We start from the raw sequence: 17,778 nt of genomic DNA, 5'->3' as shown, positions 1-17,778 counted from the left end.
TATGCTCGGGTTTATTCCCGATTCGTTGCCGGGACCGCCTGCGGCGACCGGCTCGACTTCCTGTTCCACGCCGGCCCGATCAGGTGCATGCCCTTGACGCGCTTGACCGCGTGCACGATGTAGACGGCGCCGAGGTAGGGCCAGTACTTCTGCCCCGCCCCTTCCATCACCGCGCAGCGGTCGATCCACTGGGCCGTGCGAAACGGCGGTGCGTAGCAGCCGAAGTGGCTGCGCGTGACGCCAAGATTCAACAATTTTAACCAGTCTTTCATGCGCGGCATAGAGATGAATTCGCCTGCGGCCGGCAGGTAGCCGCTGCGCGTGACCTTGCCGAGACCCTGGCGCAGGCCCCACAGGCTGGCCGGATTGAAACCGCAGATGATCACCTGCCCTTCCGGAATCAGCACGCGCTCGACCTCGCGCAAGACCTGGTGCGGCTCGGCCGCGAACTCGAGCACGTGCGGCAGCACCACCAGGTCGAGGCTTTGCGAGGCGAAGGGGAGCTCGGCGAAGTCGAGGGCAACGGCGATCTGCTTGCCGCTGGCGGCGAACGCGAGTTCGTCGAAGCGCGAGGTACGCGTTGCTGCCTGCCACTTGTTCGGCATCCGGTTGGCGGCCAGGGCGTCGATCTGCGGCACGCCGATCTGCACCGCGTTGTAACCGAAGATGTCGGCCGTAAGCTCGTCGAGGCAGGCTTGTTCAAAAGCGCGCACGTACGCACCCGCCGGCGAAAGCAGCCATTCGTCGAGCGCTATAATGGATTTTTCGGACGCAGCGCTATCCATGCCACCCTCTTATGCAAACCACACCTGATTCCCAAGGCGACACCGCCGCCCGTAACGATTTGAGTGTCTTGACCGTGCCCGCGTTCAATGACAATTATCTTTGGTTGATCCATGACGGCGCCAACGCCGCCGTCGTCGATCCCGGCGATCCGGCGCCGATCCTTGCCAGCCTCGAGGAGCACGGCCTCACCCTGACCGCCATTCTACTCACCCATCACCATGCTGACCACATTGGCGGCGTCGCCGCCCTGCTGGCGCGCACCCCGGTGCCGGTGTTCGGTCCGCGCAACGACGGCATCGAGGCCGTCACCGATCCCCTGGGCGAAGGCGACACCGTCACCGTGCCCGGACTCGGCCTGGAACTGGCAGTGCTCGAAGTACCGGGCCATACGCACGGCCACATCGCCTACATGCGCAAGACGCCAGGCCTGCACTGGCTGTTCTGCGGCGACACGATGTTCGCCGGCGGCTGCGGACGCCTGTTCGAAGGCACGCCGGCGCAGATGGTGGTATCGCTGGAGAAACTCGCGGCCCTGCCCGAAGATACCGAAGTCTATTGCGCGCACGAATACACGCTGTCGAACCTGCGCTTCGCGCTGGCTGTGGAACCGGGCAACGAGGCGCTGACACTGCGCATGCGCGACGAGAGCGCCAAGCGTGCGGCCGGCTTGCCGACCGTGCCGTCGAGCATCGGGCTGGAGCGGCGTACGAATCCGTTCCTGCGTTACCGGGAGCCGGAAATCGTGGCGTCGCTGGTCGCTGCTGGCCGCCTGCAGGAAGGCGCGGCGTCGGTGGAGGCGTTTGCGGCGCTGCGTGAGTGGAAGAATACGTTTTGAGTCGGTTAGTTACAGAACTTGCTGAGCGGCGTGTGTTGGAGGGCGGCGCTGAGCAGCGTTTGTAACGCGTGGACGGAGTCCACCCTACGGGATTGCCCTGTCGAAGGATGACTGATCAGCCGTCAATTGCCCGGCGGGCGCCGCCCTGCCGCTTCGGTGGCGGCAGGCTGGGTATGTTGGTTAGTTACTTAATTTGGAAGATTGATGGCCGGCAGTGGTGAGCTGCCGGCCATCACTTAGCGCCCTGCCCGACTCAGATCTCTTCGTACAACGGCAGCGTCAGGAATTCCGCGAATTCTTCCGACGTCGACATGTCTTCGAAGATTTGCGCGGCGCGGGCATAGCTCGGGTTGTCGCCGTTCGGCGCGGCGGCTTTGGCGTTGGCCAGTTCTTCCGGGATCATGGCGCGCACCATCTCGGCAGTGACCTTGCGGCCGTCCTCGAGCACGCCTTTCGGCGAGCGGATCCACTGCCACACCTGCGAGCGGCTGATTTCCGCGGTGGCGGCGTCTTCCATCAGGTTGTGGATCGGCACGCAGCCATTGCCGGCCAGCCAGGCGCCAAGGTAGTGGATGCCGACATTGATGTTGTAGCGCAACCCTGCTTCGGTGATCGGCGCCTCCGGCTTGAAGTCGAGCAGTTGCTCGGCGGTGACTTCGACGTCGGGGCGCTGCTTGTCGATCTGGTTCGGCTTGTCGCCCAGCACCTTGGTGAATTCGGTCATGGCCAGCTCGACCAGGCCCGGATGGGCAACCCAGCCGCCGTCGTAGCCGTCGGTGGCATCGCGCGCCTTGTCGGTACGCACGCCGGCCATCGCGGTCTCGTTCTTTTTCGGGTCGTTCTTGATCGGGATCAGGGCGGCCATGCCGCCGATCGCCGGCGCGCCGCGCTTGTGGCAGGTCTTAAGCAGCAACAAGGCGTAGGCGCGCATGAAGGGCGAGGTCATCGTCACCTTCGGGCGGTCGGCCAGGCAGAAGTCCTTGTCCAGCTTGAACTTCTTGATGCACGAGAAGATGTAATCCCAGCGGCCGGCATTCAGGCCGGCGCTGTGTTCGCGCAGTTCGTACAGGATCTCGTCCATCTCGAAGGCTGCCAGGATGGTTTCGATCAGCACTGTCGCCTTGACCGTGCCGCGCGGCAGGCCGAGCGCTTCCTGGGTCGCGATGAAGATGTCGTTCCACAGGCGCGCTTCCAGGTGCGATTCCATCTTCGGCAGGTAGAAGTACGGACCGGCGCCGCGCGCCAGTTGCTCCTTGGCGTTATGAAACATGAACAGGGCGAAGTCGAAGATGCCGCCGGAGACGCGCTTGCCGTCGACCAGCACGTGCTTTTCGTCCAGGTGCCAGCCGCGCGGGCGCACGACCAGGGTCGCGACCTTGTCGTTCAGCTTGTAACTCTTGCCGTTCTGTTCGAGCGAGATGGTGCGGCGCACGGCATCGATCATGTTGATCTGGCCGGTGATCTGGTTGTCCCAGTTCGGCGAGTTCGAATCCTCGAAGTCGGTCATGTAGCTGTCGGCGCCCGAATTGAGGGCGTTGATGACCATCTTGCGCTCGACCGGGCCGGTGATTTCGACGCGGCGGCATTCAAGCGCTTGCGGGATCGGCGCGATTTTCCAGTCGCCGTCGCGGATGTGTTGCGTCTCAGGCAGGAAATCGGGACGCTCGCCGGCATCGAGCCGCTTGGCGCGTTCGACGCGGGCGGCCAGTAATTCCTGGCGGCGCGGTTCGAAGGTGCGGGTCAGCATGGCGACCAGCTCGAGCGCCTCGGGCGTGAGAATCTGTTCGTAGCCGGGCTTGATCTCAGCCTTGATTTCCAGGCCTTGCGGGGTGGCGATGGTCATGTGGTGCTCCTTGAAGAATGGCGATGGTGGGAAGACGAAGCCGATACGGTGGAGTATATGCCAGCTTGGCGTTTGTCATATCATCAAGTATATTCAACACAAAGTAGTGGAAACGAACCATTTATGCATTTCACTTGTGCGGATTTGTCACAAGTGAAGTCACCAAGCGGACCAGGGGCGGCGTGGGTAAATTCAGGGAAATCACGACTTTTGTCGAGGTGGTGGCGCGCGGCAGTTTGTCGGCAGCGGCGCGGGCCGAGGGGATCGCGCCGGCAATGATCGGGCGCCGCCTCGATGCACTGGAGAGCCGGCTCGGCGTCAAGCTGCTGCAGCGCACGACGCGGCGTTTGGCGCTGACCGACGAAGGCGCGGCTTTCCTGGAAGACTGCCAGCGCATCCTGGCCGAGATGGAAGAGGCGGAAACGGCCGTCTCCGAGCGCAGTGCGCATGCGAAGGGCCACCTGCTGGTGTCGGCGCCGGCGGGTTTCGGACGCCAGCACGTGGCGCCCCTGCTGCCCTCCTTCCTCGCCGAACACCGCGAGGTGACGGTCAACCTGAACCTGAACGACCGCGTCGTCGACGTGGTCGGCGAAGGGGTGGACGTGGCGATTCGCATCGCCACCCTGGGCGACTCGAACCTGGTCGGCGTCAAGCTGGCCGACAATGCGCGCGTGGTCGTGGCGAGCCCGGATTACCTGAAGCGCCACGGCACGCCGCGCACGCTGGCGGAGCTGGCGCGCCACAATTGCCTTGCGATCAGCAGCGAAGGCAGCCAGCGCGGCTGGACCTTTCGCGAAAATAACCGGACCGTAACCCTCAAGGTGGCCGGCAATATGGTGTGCAACGATGGCGAAGTCCTGCACGACTGGGCGTTGGCCGGCAAGGGACTGGCCTGGCGTTCGATGTGGGAAGTCGCCGCCCAGATCGAGGCGGGACGGCTGGTAACGGTGCTCGACGATTATGCAGCGCCCGGCAACGATATTTATGCGGTATTCGCCCAGCGCCGGCATTTGCCGCTGCGCATACGCGCCTTTGTCGATTTTCTGCGGCGCGCTTATACGCAGCCGGATCATTGGCGATCAGAAATCAAACAAGAACGTGAAAGCTGAGATGCACGACGGCGGCCGCCAGATGGCAGCGCCGTTCAGAATCGATGGACGAAAAAAATCCCCGGCAAGCCGAGGATTTTTTCATCGGTAATTCAGACGATTAGATCGGCTGGATGTTCGATGCTTGTTTGCCCTTAGGACCCGAGGTCACGTCGAACGAGACGCGCTGGTTCTCTTGCAGGGACTTGAAGCCTTGGCTCTGGATAGCCGAGAAGTGAGCGAACAGATCTTCGCCGCCTTCGTCAGGGGTGATGAAGCCGAAACCCTTGGAGTCATTGAACCATTTAACGATGCCAGTTGCCATTACAATTTCCTATTTCAGTTAAGTGGGCTTGCGCCCGTTTATGATCGTTTGAAGTAGCAAGAAAGAAATGACAGACAGACTGCACTACTAGCTCGAACCCAACGATCCCGTATTATACCGAATAAAACCGCGCACACGCGCTTTTCGTAAAATAAATAATCGGGCCGTTTCACAAGGCAACCAACCTTGCATGAGCACCGCATTTAGCGATGCCGTAAACCAACTAACCCGTTCCTTATTTCGCCATCGGCACAGGGACAATATAGGTCATCGAACATCTTCAAGTTTGCGATGAATCAAACGGCTCGACGCTAGACTTTTGGCTCAAGGCAACAACGAAAAAGCGGCGCGATGATAGGCCGGTGCGGGCCCGGCCAGGCCGGCGCGGACAAAATCGTCCAGTGCCGCCAGCCAGGCGCGCCAGTCGTCGGCGCCGACGCGGTCGAACGCGGTCAGCACGCGCAGGCGCTGCTCGAGCGCACGCGCGCCCTGGCCCAGCTCGCGATAGCCGAAGGTGACGGCGGCGCCGGCCAGCGCGTGCAGCAGCGACTGCAGTTCGCCCGCCAGCGGCGCTGCCGGGGCCGCCGGGTCGAAGCCGGCGCCGATGCGCTGCAAGCGTCCCAGCGTGGCCGGCAGGCCGGCGCGAAAGCCGTCGTTCGCCTGCGTCAAGCGGACAAAGAAGTCCGCATCGACAGATGGGCTCATTGCGCTTACTTGGTGCCGAAGATGCGGTCGCCGGCGTCGCCCAGGCCCGGCACGATGTAGGCGTGCGCATCCAGGTGCGAGTCGAGCGAGGCGACGTACAGCTTGACGTCCGGGTGCGCGTCGTGGAACACCTTGACGCCTTCGGGCGCCGCCACCAAGGCCAGGAAGATGATCTGGTCGTCGCGCACGCCGCGCTTTTTCAGCACGTCGATCGCGTGCACCGCCGAGTTGCCGGTGGCGACCATCGGATCGCACAGGATGAAGGTGCGCTCGGCGGTATCCGGCAGGCGCACCAAGTATTCGACCGGTTCGTGGGTGTCCGGATCGCGGTAGACGCCGATGTGGCCGACGCGTGCCGACGGCACCAGTTCCAGCAGGCCGTCGCTCATGCCGATGCCGGCGCGCAGGATCGGCACGATGGCCAGCTTCTTGCCCGCGATGACGGGCGCATCGATGGTGACCAGCGGGGTCTGGATCGGACGCGTGGTCAGCGGCAGGTCGCGCGTGATCTCGTAGCCCATCAGCAGCGTGATTTCCTTGAGCAGCTCGCGGAAGGTGCGCGTCGAGGTGTCGTGCTCGCGCATGTGCGACAGCTTGTGCTGGATCAGCGGGTGGTTCAGGATGTACAAACTGGGAAAACGCGGGTCTTGTTTCATGGTGGACATATGGGATGTTCTGTGGTTGAGGCTCGTAGCCGGGCATTATCCCAGCCACGAGCGCTTTTGTCGCGCCCCGCTTGTAGAAATATCACCCTAGACGGCCAGCGCGCGCGCCAAAATCGACTCGAAATCGGCGTCGGCCGGCAGCCGCCCGAAGGCGCCGCCCACGTCCTGCGCAATGCGCGACGCGACGAACGCTTCGGCCACGAAGGGCGGCGCATGGCGCAGCAGCAGCGCGCCCTGCACCGCGATCACCAGCCGCTCGGCCAGCCGGCGCGCGCCCGCCTCGCCGGTGTTCAACATGTCCTGCCCGAGTTCGTCGACGTAGCGTGCGAAGCGCGGGTCGAGCGCCGCCGCCGGCGCCAGTTCGGCTTCCAGGGCAGCGCGCGCCACGTCGGGCGCCTTGCCGAGCGCGCGCAGCACGTCCAGGCACATCACATTGCCCGATCCTTCCCAGATCGAATTGACGGGAAATTCGCGGTACAGGCGCGCCAGCGGGCCATCCTCGACGTAGCCGTTGCCGCCCATGACTTCCATCGCCTCGGCGCCAAAGGCCGGGCCGCGCTTGCACAGCCAGTACTTGCCGGCCGGGGTCAGGATGCGGCCGAGTGCGCTTTCAAGCGGAGCGTCCGGGCGGTCGAAGCAGCGCGCCAGGCGCAGGGCGAACGCGGTGGCCGCTTCCGACTCGAGCGCGAGGTCGGCCAGCACGTTCTGCATCAGCGGTTGGCGTGCGAGCGCCTTGCCGAAGACGGCGCGCCCGCGCGCGTGGTGCAGCGCGTGGCACAGCGCCGCGCGCATGATGCCGGCGGTGCCGACCACGCAGTCGAGGCGGGTATGGCTGCCCATCTCGAGGATGGTTGGAATGCCGCGCCCGACCGCGCCGACCAGCCAGCCGACGGCATCCTGGAACTCGACCTCGGACGAGGCGTTCGAGCGGTTGCCGAGCTTGTCCTTCAGGCGCTGCACACGGATCGCATTGCGGCTGCCGTCGGGCAGGAAGCGCGGCACGAAGAAACACGACAATCCGGCGCTGCCGCCTTCGTCCGTCTGCGCCAGGATCAGGTGCGCGTCCGACTGCGGCGCCGAAAAGAACCACTTGTGGCCGACGATCCGCCAGGCGGCCTCGCCTTCCTCACCGAACCGTTCCCTCGCATCGGCCGGCAGCAGCGGGCGCGCATGCGTGGTGTTGGCGCGCACGTCGGTGCCGCCCTGCTTTTCCGTCATGCCCATGCCGACCAGGGCGCCGCGCTTCTGGTCGACCGGCAGCGAGCGCGGATCGTAATCGTTCGAGAGGATCTTCGGCAGCCAGCGCACCCTCAGCCACCCCGGCGCATCGGCGCGGCGCAAGGCCGGCACGCTGGCATAGGTCATCGTCACCGGGCACTGGGCGCCGTTTTCGACCTGGCCGAACAGCAGGTAGGCGGCCGCGCGCGCCACCTGGGCGCCGGGGCGCGGGTCGCGCCAGGGCGACGAATGGGCGCCGGCCCCGATCATCAACGCCATCAGGGCGTGCCAGGCCGGGTGGAACTCGATCTCGTCGACCCGGCGCCCGCCGCGGTCGAATGCGACCAGGCGCGGGCCGTGGGCATTGGCCAGGCGCGCCAGGTCGAGCACGTCAGCCTGGCCCAGCCGCGCGCCGAGCGCGTCGAGTTCCTCTTGCGCCCAGGCCGCGCCCTCGCGTACCAGGCCTTCGCGCAGTGCCGGGTCGCAGCGCAGCAGGTTGACGTCGCCGAAGGGCGGCGCCTGGTTGAAGACCTGGTGCGTATCGAATTGGTTCGTGAAACCGTTCATGGGGCGCTCCCGGCAAGGTAATGCATGCTGGTCTATAATGTTGCAAGAAAGCATCGAATTGCACGGTTTTGCTTTCCCCGATGCAACAGTTAGGCGACAATGGCCACTTCCGGTCGACAATGCATGTTGGCGATCCGTCAAGAGGCTAGCGCAAAGTGGTGTGCGAAGCAAGGCGCCTCTGCGCTAACGCAAATAAAGCGCAAACGAGGTGCGAAGAGGTTCTGGCCCTCAATTTTTTTAGTGCCCCTTGGAATTTTTCAGTGATAAAGTGTCCCGTGGTTTGTTAAACTCGCACGGTTCCACCTGTCCCGGGTGCCAGCAATAAGGCAGATATTTTAACGATGCACTCCATTTCCGCCGCTGTGCCGTTCGACCAGGCGCGCCCTCCACTGGCCCCTGGCGTGGACAGCCTGATGGAAGCGGCGGGCGATTGCGCGTTCCGGATCGCCGCCAGCGGCGAGATCAGGAGCGCAAGCCGCCGCGCCGCGCGCCTGGCCGGCGTGCAGGCGCCGCTCGAGGGAATGCTGCTGTCCGCCTTGTTCATGGAAGGCGACGGCGCTGTCCTGCGTACCGCCATCGTCGACGCGCTTGCCGCCGCCGAACCGACCCTGGTGCGCGTGCGCCTGCGCTGCGCCGACCTGGCCACGCCGTTCGAACTGCGCATTGCGGCGCTCGATATCGGCGACAGCGCGGCCGAGGGCGAGCGCGACCTGTTCGTCGTCGGACGCAACATGAGCGCGCAGCACGCGACCGAAGAGCGCCTGCGCCACATGGCGACCCACGACGCCCTCACCGAACTACCGAACCGCCTGCTGCTGTCGGACCGCATCCGCATGGTGGTGGCCAATGCGCGCCGCTCGGGCCAGGGCTTTGCTGTCGCCACCATCGGCATCGACGGCTTCAAAAAGGTCAACGACGCGCTCGGCCACACGGTCGGCGACACCGTGCTGCGCCAGGCCGCCACGCGCCTGCGCAAGGCCATGCGCGACAGCGATACGCTGGCGCGCGTGGGCGGCGACGAATTCGTCGTGATCCTGCCGGGCACCGCCAGCGAAGCCCAGATCAAGCTGGTCACCGGACGCCTGCTGGCGACCCTGCAGTCGCCCTTCGAGGCCGACGGCCACACGATCCACCTGGGCGCCTCGATCGGCGTCGCGCTCTACCCGCAGCACGCCGAGGACGACCATGGCCTGCTGTCGCTGGCCGACGCCGCGCTGATGCGCGCCAAGGAAACCGGCCGCGGCCGCGCGCTGGTCTGGAGCGCGCGCGAACAGGGGCCGCCGCAGCACGACATCTCGCTCGAGGCGGCCATGTTCTCGGCCGTTCGCGAAGGCGAATTCCTGCTCTACTACCAGCCCATCGTCGACGCGCGCACGCGCGAAATCGAAGGTTTCGAGACGCTGATGCGCTGGAAGCACCCGACCCTGGGCATGGTGCCGCCGGTGCGCTTCATCCCGATCGCCGAGACCAACGGCCTGATCAACATGCTGGGCGCCTGGGCGCTGCGCTCGGCTTGCGCCCAGCTGCTGCAGTTCGAGGAAGCGGCCAAGCGCGAACTCTACATCTCGGTCAACATCAGCCCGCGCCAGTTCAGGAGCGACAAGTTCCTCGGCGTGCTCGACGAAGCGCTGGCCCTGTCGGGCATGCCCGGCCACAAGCTGGTGCTCGAGATCACCGAAGGCACGCTGATGGTCGACCCGCAGCATGCCGAGACCATTCTCACCAAAATGGCGGAGCGCCGGGCGCGCATCGCGATCGACGACTTCGGCACCGGTTACTCATCGCTGGCCTACCTCAAGCGCTTCCCGATCTCGGTCCTGAAGATCGACCGCGCGTTCGTGAAGGACTTGCCGGGTGCGCCGAAGGAAGCGGCCATCTGCAGCGCCGTGCTCGACATGGCGCGCCACCTCGACCTGTCGGTGGTCGCCGAAGGGGTCGAGACCGAGGAACAGCTGGGCTTTCTTCAGCAGCGCGACTGCCGCTATATCCAGGGCTACCTGACCGGCAAGCCGATGCCGGCCCACATCGCCCTGGCCGCCCTGCAGGACAACCATTACACGGCATTGCTGCCACCAGAACTCCGGTCAAGACCATCATGACGCCATCCACCATCGAACGCACACCGCGGGCCGACGCCACCCTGGCCCTGCTGTGGGAACGCATCCGGCGCCAGGGCGACATGCCCGGCTTCACGCGCGCCATCAATGCCATCCTCGCGTCGATGCGCGGCGAGGACGAGCAGGAATTCTCGATGACGCAGACCGTGCTGTCGGACCCGGTCCTGACGCAAAAGGTGCTGCGCCTTGCCAACAGCGGCATGTACTCGGCCTTTGGCCAGCGCATCAACACCGTCTCGAAAGCGGTGCTGGTGCTCGGCACCGAAGCCATCGGCCACCTGGCGCTGGGCCTGAAACTGATCGAGGAACTCTCGAAGAGCACCCCCGATTCGGCCAACGCCCACGTCGAGATGGAAAAGGCGGTGCTGGCCGGGATGGTGGCGCAGCAGGTCGCCGCGCGCGCCGCCACGCGCGACCCCGAGGAAGCCGTGGTCTGCTCGATCCTGCATTCGCTGGGCCGGATGATGGTCACCTTCTACATGCCCGAGCGCTGGAGCCAGATGCAGGCGCAAGCCGGCGCCGGCTGCGAGGGCGAAGCAGCACCAGCGGTGCTCGGATTGACGCTGGAGGCGCTGGGCCGCGCCACGGCCGAGCACTGGGGCTTGCCGCGCAACCTGGTGGCGGGCATGCGCACGCTCGAACCCGGCGCGCGCGAAGAGGGTTTCGACCACGACGACTGGCTGGCCGCGCTCGGCACCATGTCGACGCGCTGCGCCAACTCGCTCTGGAACGATGACGAAGCCGGCGCCGCCGAAGTGGCGGAGCTTGCCGCCGCCTTTGCGCCGATGCTGGGCGTGGCGCCGGAGCAGGTGCTGGCCGCGATCGACAGTGCGAAAATCGACGCCGCCGCCGACCTGACGATCGCACCGCTGGCCAGGCCGGCGGCGAAGCAGGCCGAGGCCGACGCGCAGGTCCAGGCACAGGCCCGCAAGCGCGAAGCCGGCAACCGCATTCTCATGAGCGGCGCGGCCGACATGCGCGATGCCGGCGTGACGGTCAACCCGGGCCAGATGATGTCGATGGCGCTGGAAACCATTTACCAGGGCTTGTCGTTCAAGCGCGCCTTTGCCTTCCTGCGCAACCGGCGCGAGGGCAAGTACGTCGCGCGCATGGGCTTCGGCGAAGGCACCAAGGCCTTGATGCCGAACCTGGGTTTCGACGACACCTACGCCGCCGACGTGTTCCACGCCTCGCTCGCCAGCGACCGCGTGATCTTCATCGAGAATGCGCACGATCCGAAGTTCGCCGCCAAGCTCCCCGGCTGGTGGCGCGGCACGCTGTCGGAAGCGCGCTGCTTCGTCGTGATCCCGATGTGCATGAACGGCCAGCCGGTCGGCTTCATCTACGGCGACTGGGACGACACCTATGCGTCGATCAACCTGAGCCAGACCGAGTTCGCGCTGCTGAACGATTTGCGCGCCCTGGTGGTGGGCGCGCTCGAGCGGCGCACCCAGGCGGAGCTGGCCGGGGCCGGCAAGGCCTGAGCGGACGGCATTCCAGGTTGGATCATCCTGGTTTGCGCGTGTTTCTCTCGCCTGGCTGCCAACCTGGCTGTGCAGCCGGTGCCTGCATGTCGGCATCCACGGAGGCGGGCCCTGCCTGGCCTTGCGCATGCATGCTTGCGTTTGCCGCCGAGGCCATGGCTGCCGGGTTCGTGTCCGCCTGGGCACTATCCTCGTTGCGTTGCGTGCTTAGCCAACTGGAAATCCAAATGCGCCAAATGCGCGCGCAGGAGGATTGATAGGTTGGGAAAATGAAAGCATGGAGTCCCTTTTCGGTGTATGCCGCCCGACGTGCGGCACATGAGGCGATGATGGCGCAGACTGGCAAGCCAGGCAAGGAGCGGCAGCATGCCGCCCTGGATGCAGGATCGCAGAAGGATCGTGCGAGCAGACGACACGATGCGCTGTAAATCATGGTCACGCGAAAAACTGTAAAAACTATTTTCCGGCATTGGACCTGGGAAATATGCGCAGGCCGACATGCCCCCCTTCCGTGATAGGCGAAAGTGCTAGGTGAAGTGGCGACACGCGAGTATTGTTTTCTTTTGCATCGCGTCGCCGGACCGACCACACTGGCCCCGGGGATTACCCTGCTTTCTTTTCAGTGGGAACATCATGGACGCAACATCAGCCCTGCCGCCTTCCGCGGTCGCTCTCGGCATCTCATCCAGCGGACGCGAATATCGCTATCGGGAATATAGCTACGATTGGCTTGCAGATGCAGTCGCTTATGCAAAGCTGGACCGGGCCAGGCCAGGCTTTCGCGCCCACCCCGTTTCACTTCCGTGCGCGCAATTACCCGGCCCAACGGCTGAGGACTGCGTGCACATGGCCGCGCATGGCATCCGCTACGAGCGCGGCCGTTATTTGTACGGGCCGTATCGATACGACTTGCTCGCCTGCGCCCTTGACTACGCGAGGCGTGAACCGGGGCTGCCGTGCACGACAGATGAGACTGCAAGAGAGGGTGGCGATCGATGAACACGCCCGTCATCGACACGCCGCAACTGCTCCCGGCCCAGTTGCGCGCGCTGCTGGCCTTCTCGCGCGACATGTTCCAAAGCGACGACCTGCCAAGCGCTGCGCGACTGGTCGGCCAGACCCTCGCTGAAGTCATTCATCCCGACGAGGCCCTGTTGCTCACGGGTGGCACCCAGCCCGTCAGCGTGGGCTTCGACCGCAATGGCAGCGTCCATCCGGCCGGAACAAATCATGCGCTGTATCACGCCGCCATGCACCAGTTGTCCGCGCCGCCGGGTATCCGTGCCGCCAGCCGCCCTGGCGACCGCCAATATCTGGCCGGGAGGGTCATGCTTGCCGTGGCGCTGCCGGCACCTGCCCCGATCGCGACCCTCGTCGTTGCATGGAAAAATGAGCAGTCCGCGAAAGGGCTGGATCTATACGCACTGGCGCTCGAGGTCATCCTGGAGCTGGCGGCAGCGGCGCTGGGCAAGATCGAGACGCACGACACCTTGGCCCGGCTCGTGCATGCGCAGCGCGAAAAAATCGCGCGCACGTCCATCACCCATACCGCGCAATTGGCGCAACGGGACAAGGCGGCCTCCGAAATGCGCACCCTGTCGCTGACCGACGTTTTGACAGGCTTGTATAACCGGCGCGGTTTTTTCCTGCAAGCGGAACAGATATTCAGGCTGGCGCAGCGCCAGCGGGGAAAAAGCGCCGTGATCTTCGCCGACATCGACGGACTGAAACTTGTAAATGACGAGCTCGGTCATGCAGCGGGAGACCGCATGATCCAGGACACCGGGCACGTACTACACCAGTCCTTTCGCGACGCCGACGTGGTTGCACGTCTTGGCGGCGACGAATTCGTTGCCTATACGCTGAACGATGAGCGGCCCGGGGTCATCCTGGAACGTATCCGTGCCAACCTGCATGCGTTCAATCTGATGGAGGACCGGCCATACACGCTATCGATCAGTGCGGGGGCCGTGCAATGCGACCCGAGCAAGCTGCAGACCTTATTGCATTACGTGACAGTGGCCGACGAACGAATGTATGCACTGAAACGCCGCCGGCTGCACTAATACGCACACTTAGGATGAACGGCGGCAAGCATGCCGGTCCGTGTCGGTCGACTCTTCAGTTTCAGCGGTCGTGCACTCTGCCGCCGTGCTTTCATCCCAGGGCTCGATCTTGTCCTCCAGGACTTCCGGCGGGTCGAGCATATCGCCGAGCATGGCCTGCAGCTCGGGGGTATCCCATGGCTCGCCCCTGCGCCCCTTGGTGTGGATATAGTGCTTGATTTCCTGGTCCTGCTCGCTGGTGAGAGGAAGCCCGCGGAACGCCCGCCCCGGAGTAATGTCGTCCATGATATTCACGCTTTCCGTCGATCACGCCGAACGATGTGCGCGCGAGCCAGGCACGGCGTTGCGCTGGCGGCGACGAGACGGCATTCCAATTAACCCCGTGTGACCCTACTCTAGGCGCATTGCCGGCAGATGGGCGCACGTTCCCTGTGCGGGATGCGCCAGACGCACGCCACCAGCAGGTCAGATGCGCGGTGTATCGACGCGCACGTCGCCGCACTGGGCGCGCTGCATCAGCGCATGGTCGATCAGCACCAGCGCCAGCATTGCTTCGGCGATCGGCGTGGCGCGGATGCCCACGCAGGGGTCGTGGCGGCCAAAGGTTTCGACGGTCGCCGGCGCACCCGCCTTGTCGATCGAGCGACGCGGCACGCGGATCGAGGAGGTCGGCTTGATCGCCAGCGACACCAGGATGTCCTGCCCGGTCGAGATCCCGCCCAGCACCCCGCCCGCATGGTTGCCGACAAAACCTTCCGGGGTCAGTTCGTCGCCGTGTTCGGAACCCTTCTGCGCCACCGAGGCGAAGCCGGCGCCGATCTCGACGCCCTTGACCGCGTTAATCCCCATCATGGCGTAGGCAATGTCGGCGTCGAGCTTGTCGTAGATCGGCTGGCCGAAGCCGACCGGCACGCCGGTCGCGACCACGTCGATGCGCGCGCCGATCGAGTCGCCGGCGCGGCGCAGCTCGTCCATGTAGCTTTCCATGCGCGCCAGCAGGACGGCGTCGTCTGTCGCGGCGAAGAACGGATTGTTGGCCACGTGTTCCCAGCCGCCGAAGGGCACGGCGATCTCGCCGAGTTCGCGCATGCAGCCGGCAAAGCCGATGCCGTAGCGCTCGCGCAGCCATTTCTTGGCCACCGCGCCGGCGCCGACCACCGGCGCCGTCAGCCGTGCCGAGGAGCGCCCGCCGCCGCGCGGATCGCGCACGCCGTACTTGTGCCAATAGGTATAGTCGGCGTGGCCGGGACGGAAGGTCTCGGCGATGTTGCCGTAATCCTTGCTGCGCTGGTCTTCGTTCTGAATCAACAGCGCGATCGGGGTGCCGGTGGTGACGCCCTCGTACACGCCCGACAGGATCTGCACCCGGTCGCCTTCCTGGCGCTGGGTCACGTGGCGCGAGGTACCGGGCTTGCGGCGGTCGAGTTCGGGCTGGATGTCGGCTTCCGACAAGGCCATGCCCGGCGGGCAGCCGTCGATGACGCAGCCGATCGCGGGACCGTGCGATTCGCCGAAGGTGGTGACAGAGAACAGCTTACCGAAGGAATTACCAGACATGAGCGTAGTGGCAAAGGTACAAAAAAGCCATTCTACCAGCCCGCGCGCGGATCGACCGGCCTCGGAAAATTCTCATCATGGAAGATCAATTCATTTCTCTGTGGACATAAATTTCGCTGCGGAAACAATTTTGAACCTTCACCTCCGGCAATGTCCGTTATACTGCACGGGTATGAAGTGCCGAGAATAGTCTTGGAGACGCAACAATCATGTCCGCATCAAGTACACCCGGCGTCGCCGCGCCCCTGCACGACGACCTGGTCTTCCTGGATGAGGCGCCGCTTGGCGGCAGCCCTGTCCAGCGCGCCGCCGGCCCCGGTTGGCGCATCCTGATCGTCGACGACGATGCGGACGTCCACTCGACGACGACCTTCGCCCTCGCCGGCCTCGAAATCCAGGACCGCCCGCTCGAATTCCTGCACGCCTATTCGGCGCAGGCCGCGCGCGAACTGCTGGCGCGCGAAGCCAGCATCGCCGTGATCCTGCTCGACGTCGTCATGGAGCAGCCCGACGCCGGCCTGCACCTGGTGCGCCACATCCGCCAGACGCTCGGCATGGTCGAGGTGCGCATCATCCTGCGCACCGGCCAGCCGGGCTACACGCCCGAGATGGAAGCGATCCGCGACCTCGACATCAACGATTACCGCACCAAGTCCGAACTGACCCGTACCAAGCTGTACACGACGGTGGCCGCCGCCGTGCGCAGCTACCAGCAACTGCATGCGCTCGGCGTCGGGCGCGCCGGACTGGAACGCATCGTCCATGCCGGCACCGATCTGATGCGTCTGCATGGCGCGCGCGACGTCGCCCGCTCGGTGCTGCAGCAGGCCGCCGCCCTGCTCGGCCCTGACGTCTCCGGCCGGCTTGCGTCAGGCGTGCTGTGCGTGCGCGAGGGCGACGGCATGCGCGTGCTCGGCGCGGCCGGCGCCGCGCTGGCCCTCGAAGGACAGCTGCTGGACCAGCAGCACGGCGGGCCGCTGGCCGCCGCGGCCACGCGCGCACTGGCCGAGCGCCAGGGCGAATTCGGCCCGACTTGCATGACGCTCTATTTTCCCGGCAAATCGGGCCGCGATTTCTGCGCTGCGCTGCCGCTCGCGCAGCCTGTCGGCGAAGGCACGGCGCGCCTGCTGAAAGTGTTCGCCAGCGTCGTCGCCGTCGGCCTCGACAACGTCGAACTGGTCGGACGCCTCAACACGGCGGCCTTCTTCGACCGCCTGACCGGCCTGCCGAACCGCACCCGCCTGGTCGAGCAGCTCGACGCGGCCGTGGCCGCGGGCAGTACCGCTGAAGCCACCACCCTGGCCCTGGTCGACCTCGACCATTTTGCCGAGACCAACGACGCGCTCGGCCACGGCTTCGGCGACGAACTGCTGGTCACGGTGGCGCAGCGCCTGCAGCACCAGCTCGACGCGCGCCTGACGCTGGCGCGCATCGGCGGCGACATCTTCGCGGTGTTCGGCCCGGGCGAACTGGCCACCCCGGCCGCGATCCACGCGCTGTTCGCCGCACCGTTCGCGATCGACGGCCAGGAGCTGCAGGTGTCGGCCACACTGGGCCTGGTATGCCTGCGCGAGCACGAGGGCAGCGGCGCCGACGTCCTCAAGGATGCCGACATCGCGCTCAAGCGCGCCAAGGCGCAGCAGCGCGGCGGCCACTTCTACTTCACGCGCAGCATGGGCGTCGAGACGCGCGAACGCGTACGCCTGATGCATGCGCTGCGCAGCGGCGTGGCGCGCGGCGAACTGTTCCTCGCCTACCAGCCGCAGGTCGACCTCGCCACCGGACGCCCGTTCGGCGCCGAAGCGCTGCTGCGCTGGCGCCTGGAAGACGGCAGCCTGATCGCGCCCGACCGCTTCATTCCGATCGCCGAACATTCCGGCCTGATCGTCGAGATCGGCGCCTGGGTGCTGCGCGAAGCCTGCGCCGAACTGATGCGCCTGCGCGGCGCCGGCTATCTCGATTTCACGATGTCGGTGAACGTCTCGCAGGCGCAGTTCCGCCACCCGCAGTTCATCGACGTGCTGCGGCGCGCGCTGGACGAGAGCGGCGCCCCGCCGGCCTGGATCGAACTGGAAATCACCGAATCGATGGCGATGGAAGAGCCGCAGCAGCTGGCCGAAATGCTGGCCGAGGTCAAGCGCACCGGCGTCTCGATCGCGATCGACGACTTCGGCACCGGCTTTTCGTCGCTGTCGCACCTGCAGCGCCTGCAGATCGACCGCCTCAAGATCGACCGCTCGTTCGTGAGCGAAATCACGGAATCGGCGCGCGGCAGCAGCATCGCCGCGATGGTGATCCAGCTCGGGCGCAACCTCGGTCTGTCGGTGATCGCCGAAGGCGTGGAAGACGAGCGCCAGGCCCGGATCCTGCAGGCGCTCGGCTGCCCGCTGGCGCAGGGCTACCTCTTCTCGCGGCCGCTGTCGCCGCAGGATCTGCTGGCGTGGCTCGGGGTGCAGCGGCTGGATGCTGCGTGAACCTTAGCGTGGGCGGGTCTCCCGCCCACGCGGCGATAATTACCAGCA

The 17,778-nt window shown here is 65.5% G+C and carries 14 protein-coding genes; 6 read left to right on the top strand and 8 right to left on the bottom strand.

Annotated features, from left to right (window positions below; translation table 11 throughout):
• Positions 1-11 precede the first annotated feature (11 nt).
• Positions 12-785 carry a class I SAM-dependent methyltransferase gene (locus AC56LG_RS15895; protein ID WP_497167038.1) on the bottom strand — a complete coding sequence of 258 codons (774 nt, stop codon included), beginning with the start codon at positions 783-785 and terminating at the stop codon, positions 12-14.
• Positions 786-796: 11 nt separating this feature from the next.
• On the opposite strand from AC56LG_RS15895, the gene gloB reads away from it, so the two are divergent.
• A complete protein-coding gene (gloB, locus tag AC56LG_RS15890; protein ID WP_497167037.1) occupies positions 797-1,621 on the top strand; it encodes a hydroxyacylglutathione hydrolase in 825 nt (274 codons plus the stop codon).
• Between the two features lie 253 nt (positions 1,622-1,874).
• On the opposite strand, the gene aceB is transcribed toward gloB, so the two are convergent.
• Positions 1,875-3,464: a malate synthase A gene (aceB, locus tag AC56LG_RS15885; protein WP_497167036.1), complete on the bottom strand. Its 1,590-nt coding sequence runs from the start codon at positions 3,462-3,464 to the stop codon at positions 1,875-1,877.
• 182 nt (positions 3,465-3,646) lie between these two features.
• Here aceB and AC56LG_RS15880 point away from each other — a divergent pair, with 182 nt between their 5' ends.
• Positions 3,647-4,573, top strand: a complete 927-nt coding sequence (locus AC56LG_RS15880) for a LysR family transcriptional regulator (protein WP_497167035.1) — start codon at positions 3,647-3,649, stop codon at positions 4,571-4,573.
• 100 nt (positions 4,574-4,673) lie between these two features.
• Here the strand turns inward: AC56LG_RS15880 and AC56LG_RS15875 are convergent, their stop codons facing one another.
• The 4 genes from AC56LG_RS15875 to AC56LG_RS15860 all read right to left on the bottom strand — a co-directional run bounded on the left by AC56LG_RS15875 (position 4,674) and on the right by AC56LG_RS15860 (position 8,032).
• A complete protein-coding gene (locus AC56LG_RS15875; RefSeq protein WP_182988379.1) occupies positions 4,674-4,877 on the bottom strand; it encodes a cold-shock protein in 204 nt (67 codons plus the stop codon).
• A gap of 324 nt (positions 4,878-5,201) precedes the next feature.
• On the bottom strand, positions 5,202-5,582 hold the full coding sequence (locus AC56LG_RS15870) for an Hpt domain-containing protein (protein ID WP_497167034.1): 381 nt from the start codon (positions 5,580-5,582) through the stop codon (positions 5,202-5,204).
• Positions 5,583-5,587: 5 nt separating this feature from the next.
• Positions 5,588-6,238: a uracil phosphoribosyltransferase gene (upp, locus tag AC56LG_RS15865; RefSeq protein WP_497167375.1), complete on the bottom strand. Its 651-nt coding sequence runs from the start codon at positions 6,236-6,238 to the stop codon at positions 5,588-5,590.
• Between the two features lie 96 nt (positions 6,239-6,334).
• Positions 6,335-8,032, bottom strand: coding sequence for an isovaleryl-CoA dehydrogenase (locus AC56LG_RS15860; protein ID WP_497167033.1), 1,698 nt, complete (start codon positions 8,030-8,032; stop codon positions 6,335-6,337).
• 341 nt (positions 8,033-8,373) lie between these two features.
• Here AC56LG_RS15860 and AC56LG_RS15855 point away from each other — a divergent pair, with 341 nt between their 5' ends.
• The 3 genes from AC56LG_RS15855 (at position 8,374) to AC56LG_RS15845 (ending at position 13,699) form a co-directional block, all read left to right on the top strand.
• Positions 8,374-10,131, top strand: coding sequence for a putative bifunctional diguanylate cyclase/phosphodiesterase (locus tag AC56LG_RS15855; protein ID WP_497167032.1), 1,758 nt, complete (start codon positions 8,374-8,376; stop codon positions 10,129-10,131).
• A complete protein-coding gene (locus tag AC56LG_RS15850; RefSeq protein ID WP_497167031.1) occupies positions 10,128-11,633 on the top strand; it encodes an HDOD domain-containing protein in 1,506 nt (501 codons plus the stop codon). Before AC56LG_RS15855 ends, AC56LG_RS15850 begins: the two co-directional genes overlap by 4 nt.
• 995 nt (positions 11,634-12,628) lie before the next feature.
• The gene (locus AC56LG_RS15845) at positions 12,629-13,699 is read left to right on the top strand and encodes a GGDEF domain-containing protein (protein ID WP_497167030.1); all 1,071 of its coding nucleotides are present in this window, start codon (positions 12,629-12,631) and stop codon (positions 13,697-13,699) included.
• Between the two features lie 9 nt (positions 13,700-13,708).
• On the opposite strand, the gene AC56LG_RS15840 is transcribed toward AC56LG_RS15845, so the two are convergent.
• On the bottom strand, positions 13,709-13,984 hold the full coding sequence (locus AC56LG_RS15840) for a hypothetical protein (protein ID WP_497167029.1): 276 nt from the start codon (positions 13,982-13,984) through the stop codon (positions 13,709-13,711).
• Positions 13,985-14,164: 180 nt separating this feature from the next.
• Entirely contained in the window at positions 14,165-15,256 is a 1,092-nt protein-coding gene (gene aroC, locus AC56LG_RS15835) for a chorismate synthase (protein WP_497167028.1), read from the bottom strand.
• A 209-nt stretch (positions 15,257-15,465) separates the two neighbouring features.
• Here aroC and AC56LG_RS15830 point away from each other — a divergent pair, with 209 nt between their 5' ends.
• The gene (locus AC56LG_RS15830) at positions 15,466-17,730 is read left to right on the top strand and encodes an EAL domain-containing response regulator (protein WP_497167027.1); all 2,265 of its coding nucleotides are present in this window, start codon (positions 15,466-15,468) and stop codon (positions 17,728-17,730) included.
• Positions 17,731-17,778 lie beyond the last annotated feature (48 nt).

The sequence above is a fragment of the Telluria sp. ZB2R32 genome, from assembly GCF_059685715.1.
This window is presented reverse-complemented; position numbering and strand designations above follow the sequence as displayed.